This is a genomic window from Streptomyces sparsogenes (assembly GCF_001704635.1).
Taxonomy (GTDB): Bacteria; Actinomycetota; Actinomycetes; order Streptomycetales; family Streptomycetaceae; genus Streptomyces; species Streptomyces sparsogenes.
In genome coordinates this window covers 1-6061 of record NZ_MAXF01000102.1, presented here as the reverse complement: position 1 = coordinate 6061, position 6061 = coordinate 1, and the positions used below count along the sequence as shown (strand labels likewise).

Annotated in this window: 6 protein-coding genes and 1 pseudogene; all 7 read left to right on the top strand. The window is 70.2% G+C overall.

Annotated features, from left to right (window positions below; all coding sequences use genetic code 11):
- Positions 1–150: pseudogene (locus tag BBH68_RS21760) on the top strand (roadblock/LC7 domain-containing protein); the annotation flags it as partial.
- 103 nt (positions 151–253) lie between these two features.
- Positions 254–664: a DUF742 domain-containing protein gene (locus BBH68_RS21755; protein WP_065965093.1), complete on the top strand. Its 411-nt coding sequence runs from the start codon at positions 254–256 to the stop codon at positions 662–664.
- Positions 645–1229: a GTP-binding protein gene (locus BBH68_RS21750; RefSeq protein ID WP_065965092.1), complete on the top strand. Its 585-nt coding sequence runs from the start codon at positions 645–647 to the stop codon at positions 1227–1229. Before BBH68_RS21755 ends, BBH68_RS21750 begins: the two co-directional genes overlap by 20 nt.
- Positions 1230–1578: 349 nt before the next feature.
- Positions 1579–4590, top strand: a complete 3012-nt coding sequence (locus BBH68_RS21745) for a nitrate- and nitrite sensing domain-containing protein (RefSeq protein WP_079151129.1) — start codon at positions 1579–1581, stop codon at positions 4588–4590.
- A 10-nt stretch (positions 4591–4600) separates the two neighbouring features.
- Positions 4601–5014: a roadblock/LC7 domain-containing protein gene (locus BBH68_RS21740; RefSeq protein WP_065965094.1), complete on the top strand. Its 414-nt coding sequence runs from the start codon at positions 4601–4603 to the stop codon at positions 5012–5014.
- An 83-nt stretch (positions 5015–5097) separates the two neighbouring features.
- Positions 5098–5808 carry a DUF742 domain-containing protein gene (locus BBH68_RS21735; RefSeq protein WP_065965088.1) on the top strand — a complete coding sequence of 237 codons (711 nt, stop codon included), beginning with the start codon at positions 5098–5100 and terminating at the stop codon, positions 5806–5808.
- Positions 5789–6061: GTP-binding protein (locus BBH68_RS21730; protein WP_174589066.1), on the top strand; the 273-nt coding region annotated here is incomplete at its 3' end. The genes BBH68_RS21735 and BBH68_RS21730, both read left to right, overlap by 20 nt.

The following is a 6061-nucleotide window of genomic DNA, read 5'->3' as shown; positions in this document are numbered from 1 at the left end:
ATCTCCGACGGATCCTCCCTGGCCGTCCTCGCCCACCCGGAGTGCGACATCGGCCTCGTCGGCTACGAGATGGCCCTCCTGGTCGACCGCGCCGGCAACGTCCTCACCCCGGACCTCCGCGCGGAACTGCAAGGCAGCCTGCTGAACTGACCACCCGCCCGCCGCCCGCCCGCTCGGCTGACAGGCCGAACGCCCCCCAAACGGCACCGACCGACGGCGACACCGTCACCTTCCTGTCCCGACCGGAGGACCCATGACCCCGCCCCCTGCCTCGCCCGGCCCGTACGGCGGCCATCACCATTCGCCGTACGGGGGTGAAGGCGATCAGCCGTTGGTGCGCCCGTACGCCATGACCGGTGGCCGGACCCGGCCCCGCTACCAGCTCGCCATCGAGGCGCTGGTGTCCACCACGGCGGACCCCGTCCATCTGCAGGGGTTGCTCCCGGAGCACCAGCGGATCTGCCACCTGTGCCGCGAGGTCAAGTCGGTCGCCGAGGTGTCCGCGCTGCTCAACATGCCGCTGGGGGTGGCCAGGATCCTGGTCGCCGACCTGGCCGAGGCGGGCATGGTGGCGATCCATCAGCCGGGCGGCACCGCGGACGCGGCCGGGACCCCGGATGTGACACTGCTCGAAAGGGTGCTCAGTGGACTTCGCAAGCTCTAGCGGCGCTCCGCCCGCCCGGGCCACCACCTCGGCCAAGATCGTGGTGGCGGGCGGCTTCGGCGTGGGCAAGACCACGTTCGTCGGCGCGGTCTCGGAGATCAACCCGCTGCGCACCGAGGCCGTGATGACCTCCGCCTCGGCCGGGATCGACGATCTGAGCCATGTGCAGGACAAGACCACGACGACCGTGGCCATGGACTTCGGCCGCATCACGCTCGACCAGGACCTGATCCTGTACCTGTTCGGCACGCCCGGGCAGGACCGGTTCTGGTTCATGTGGGACGACCTGGTCCGCGGCGCCATCGGCGCCGTCGTCCTCGTCGACACCCGCCGCCTGGCGGACTGCTTCCCGGCGGTCGACTACTTCGAGAACTCCGGGCTCCCCTTCGTCATCGCCCTCAACGGCTTCGAGGGGCACCAGCCCTACACCCCCGAAGAGGTCCGCGAAGCACTGCAGATCGGCCCGGACACCCCCATCATCACCACCGACGCCCGCCACCGCAGCGAGGCCAAGAGCGCGCTTATCACGCTGGTGGAGCATGCGCTGATGGCTCGTCTGAAGTAGGCGAAAAATCCCGTAAGTTGTCCGGAAGACGATGACCGGAGCGGGCTGTGTCCTGGGGCACGGCCCGCTCGGACGTTCATAACGTTTCGACAGAGAAAAACCCGGGATTGAATACGGAGAGCGTTCGACCGGCTCCGTTGTGCGCTCAATTGGTTCGCCCTTTGACATGTCTCACCCGTAACGCCCGTTTTATCTCTGGTCCAGACAACCGGCCGGGCGCTTTGCTGACTGTTTGGAAAGCACCGACGCGCCATGCTGGAATTCGCTGAACTGGGCGGTACAGGCTCAGCTGGGAACGGCACGACACAGGTGCCGACGCCGAGAGGTTGTTGGTCGAGTGAGGCGAAGCATGCCGGACTCCGCGAAACAGGTGCGGGGGAACTTCACCCCGCCGCCGCGCGCAGCGGCGTCACCCGCGGCCGCGACGGAGCCCCCCGTCGCGGCCGGCGGGCGCCTGTCGCCGCGGAACTGGCGGGTGCCGGCCCGCCTGAACGCCATCCTGCTCATCCCCGTCCTCGTCGCCCTGGTCTTCGGCGGCTTCCGTGTCGAGTCCTCCGTCTCCACCTGGAACGAGGCCGAAGACGCCGAGCGCACCGCCCGCTTGGTCCGCGCGGCCCTGTCCTACGGCCACGCCCTGGTCGACGAGCGGGACCGCACCGCCGTGCCGCTGCTCACCGGCTCCGCCGACGACGAGGTGAAGAAGGCGCGGGCGGCGACCGACGCCGCGAAGGCCGAGTTCGACAAGTACGCCAAGGACATACCGAACACCGGCAGCCTCAAGCGCCGTCTCGCCGCGTTCCAGGCCGTGGAGCCGCAGCTCGCCAATCTGCGCCGGTACGCCTACACCGACCGGCTGAACGGGGTGAAGACCGAAGAGGGCTATGTCGCCGTCGAGCACTCACTGTTGGAGTTCGCAAACGAACTCGGTCTGGGCACCGGCAACATCACCTCCTACGGCCGCACCGTCTACGCGGTCGCACTGGCCAAAGGAGCCGAGTCGCTGGAGCGCTCCATCGGCAGCCATCTGCTGGTGAAACCCGGCCCCTCGGCCGCCGACCGCAAGACCCAGCTCACCGCCTTCGGCTCGTACGTCTACCTGGAGAAGATCGCTCTCGCCGAGTTCCAGTCCGCCGGCCTCCCCGAGGACGTGACCCGCCTGAAGAAGGCCATGGCGGCGGCGCGGAAGAAGAGCGAGGAGCAGGTCAGACAGGCCCGGCAGAAGGCCGCGGACGAGAACCGGCAGTTCGTCGTCCCGCCGTCCCTGGACCAGATGATCGAGGCCATCGGTGACGGCACCAAGCCGGCCGACCTCAAGGAGCGCGGCATCACCGCGGCGTCGTGGTTCGGCGCCGCCACCGCCAAGTTCGACGCCTACCGCGAGGTCGAGAAGGACCTCGCCGACCACGCGGTGAGCGAGGCCGCGCAAATCTCCGCAGACGCAAAGCGCGACGCGTTTGTGAACTCCGCGATCGTGCTGCTCGCCCTCCTCCTGGCGTTCGTCGTGGCGGGCCGGATGGCCCGCTCCATGAGCCGCTCCATGCGTCAGCTGCGCAACGCCGCCTTCGAGGTCGCCGAGCAGCGGCTGCCGCGCCTGGTGGACCAGCTGTCCAGAGCCCACCCGGGCCGGGTCGACACCCGGGTGACCCCGATCCCGATCACCACGCGGGACGAGATCGGCGAGGTGGCCCGCGCCTTCGACCAGGTGCACCGCGAGGCCACCCGGCTCGCCGCCGAGCAGGCGATGCTCCGCGGCAACGTCAACGCGATCTTCGCCAACCTTTCCAGCCGCAACCAGGGCCTCATCGAGCGCCAGCTCTCGCTGATCTCCGAGCTGGAGAACCGCGAGGCCGACCCGGACCAGCTCGAGCACCTCTTCCGGCTGGACCACCTGGCCACCCGTATGCGGCGCAACGGCGAGAACCTGCTGATCCTCGCGGGCGAGGAGCCCGGCCGCCGCTGGAACCAGCCGGTGCCGCTGATCGACGTGCTGCGCGCCGCCTCCTCCGAGGTGGAGTCGTACGAGCGCATCGAGCTGACCGGCGTCCCGGAGACCGAGATCCACGGCACCGCCGTGACCGACCTGGTGCACCTGCTGGCCGAGCTGCTGGAGAACGCCACCACCTTCTCCTCCCCGCACACCAAGGTGCGGGTGACCGCGACCCGGCTGCCCGACGGCCGGGTCATGATCGAGATCCATGACAAGGGCATCGGCCTGACCGCGGAGGACTTCGCGGACATCAACCACAAGCTGGCCAATCCGCCCACCATCGACGCCGCGGTCTCCCAGCGCATGGGCCTGTACGTGGTCGGCCGTCTCGCCGCCCGGCACCACATCCGGGTCCAACTGCGGCCGTCGGGCGAGCAGGCGGGCACCACCTCACTGGTGATGCTGCCGGACGCGATCACCCACGGCGGGGGTGGCGAGGAGCTGCCCGGGGACCAGGACTTCACGGTCTCCCGGATCGTCCCCGATCAGGCACCGGAGGCGTCCCAGGCCCCGCAGGCGCCCCAGGCACCGGAGGCGTCCCGGATCCCGCAGGCAGCCGACTCGGCGTACGGCGCCGATCCCCTGCTCGGGACGCCGCCGGGCGCGGCCGGGACCGCCGGCACGCCGGGCTCGCCGACTCCCCCTCCCCTGCCGACCGGTCCGGCCTCACCCTTCCCGCCCTCAGCGCCGTATTCCGAAGCGGAATCGGAATACGGCGCTCCGGCAGAGTCCGCGGCACAGCCGTACACCGACTACAGCACCCCTTCCAGCCAGGGGAATTGGAGCGATACCGGCGCGTACGAGTCGCCTTTCGGGTCTCCTTACGGAGCACATTCCGGAGAACAAACGGAATCTGCGCCAAGCGTTCCCGAAGTCGCCCGGGAAAGCGTAGAGTTCCACCGTCCGGGACCCTCCCCGAGCAACATCCACTCCCTGACCGACGCCGGTCTCCCCCGCCGCGACAAGCAGTGGCAGCCGGCGGAGGACTCAGGGGGCCGGCAGCCGGCCGCGGAACCGGCGGCGCCCACGGCGCCGGAGCCGTCCGGGGCGGGTTCGCGGGAGAGCGGCTTCCCGGACACCTTCACGTGGCACGCGGAGAACGACCAGCGCTGGCACCGGGCCGAGCAGCTGCGTGAGCCGAAGGCCGGCGGGATCACCTCTTCCGGCCTGCCCCGGCGAGTGCCCAAGGCCAACCTGGTCGAGGGCTCCGCGGAGGCGACCGGAGCGGGCGGCCCCCAGGTCTCCCGCGCTCCGGAGGACATCCGCGGCAGGTTGAGCAACCTGCGCCGCGGCGTCCAGCAGGGGCGCCAACAGCGTGACCAGCATGACCAACAGGGCTACGGCCCCGGCAGCACCTACGATCAGGAGCGTTAGTGTGAGCCCGATGAGCCAGGCGGCGCAGAACCTGAACTGGTTGATCACCAACTTCGTGGACAACACCCCCGGGGTGTCGCACACGGTGGTGGTCTCCGCCGACGGACTCCTTCTGGCGATGTCCGAAGGCTTCCCCCGCGACCGAGCCGACCAGCTGGCGGCGGTCGCCTCCGGCCTGACCTCGCTGACCGCCGGAGCCTCCCGCATCTTCGAAGGCGGCCTGGTCAACCAGACCGTCGTGGAGATGGAACGGGGCTTCCTGTTCATCATGTCCATCTCCGACGGATCCTCCCTGGCCGTCCTCGCCCACCCGGAGTGCGACATCGGCCTCGTCGGCTACGAGATGGCCCTCCTGGTCGACCGCGCCGGCAACGTCCTCACCCCGGACCTCCGCGCGGAACTGCAGGGGAGTCTTCTCAACTAGCAAACACAAAGATGCGTTTCGCGCCACCGCGCCGTTAGGGTGCGGTGGCGCGACCGGCAGACAGGCGAGTTGGAGGAGGACACGTGGCAACGCCCCCCAGTGGATATCCGTACGGCCATGGGCATCAGGCCGAGCCGCACGGCGACGCCCCGTTGAAGCGCTTCAACTTCCCCTCCGCGCCGAGCCGCCAGGCCCGCACGCCGCAGCAGCCCGCCGCGGCGCCCCAGGAGCCCGTTCAGCAGCCTCCGGAGGCCCTGCCCCCGCAGGGGGCCCCACAGCCCTTCCAGCAGCCGTACGCGCCCTCCTACGCCCCGCAGACCGGCCCCGCGGGCCTGTCGTCGGACCTGCCGCCGCACCAGCCACACCACACGTACGAGCCGCACCAGCAGCACGGCCGGCCCGCGCCGCCGCCCGTGCGCCACACGCCGGAGCCGTCCTCCCCGGCCACCGGCCACAACCCGCTGGTGCGTCCGTACGCCATGACCGGTGGCCGGACCCGGCCCCGCTACCAGCTCGCCATCGAGGCGCTGGTGGCCACCACGGCGGACCCCGCCCAGCTCCAGGGCCAGCTGCCCGAGCACCAGCGGATCTGCCAACTGTGCCGCGAGATCAAGTCGGTCGCCGAGATCTCCGCACTCCTGACCATTCCGCTCGGCGTCGCCCGGATCCTCGTAGCCGACCTGGCCGAGGCCGGGCTCGTCGCCATCCATCAGCCCGGCGGCGACGAGTCCGCCGGCGGCCAGCCTGACGTGACACTGCTCGAAAGGGTGCTCAGTGGACTTCGCAAGCTCTAGCGGTGCAGCCCGCTCCACCACCTCCGCGAAAATCGTGGTGGCGGGCGGCTTCGGCGTGGGCAAGACCACGTTCGTCGGCGCGGTCTCGGAGATCAACCCGCTGCGTACCGAAGCCGTGATGACCTCCGCCTCGGCGGGGATCGACGATCTCACCCACGCGCCGGACAAGACCACCACCACGGTGGCCATGGACTTCGGCCGCATCACGCTCGACCAGGACCTGATCCTGTACCTGTTCGGCCGGCCAGGACCG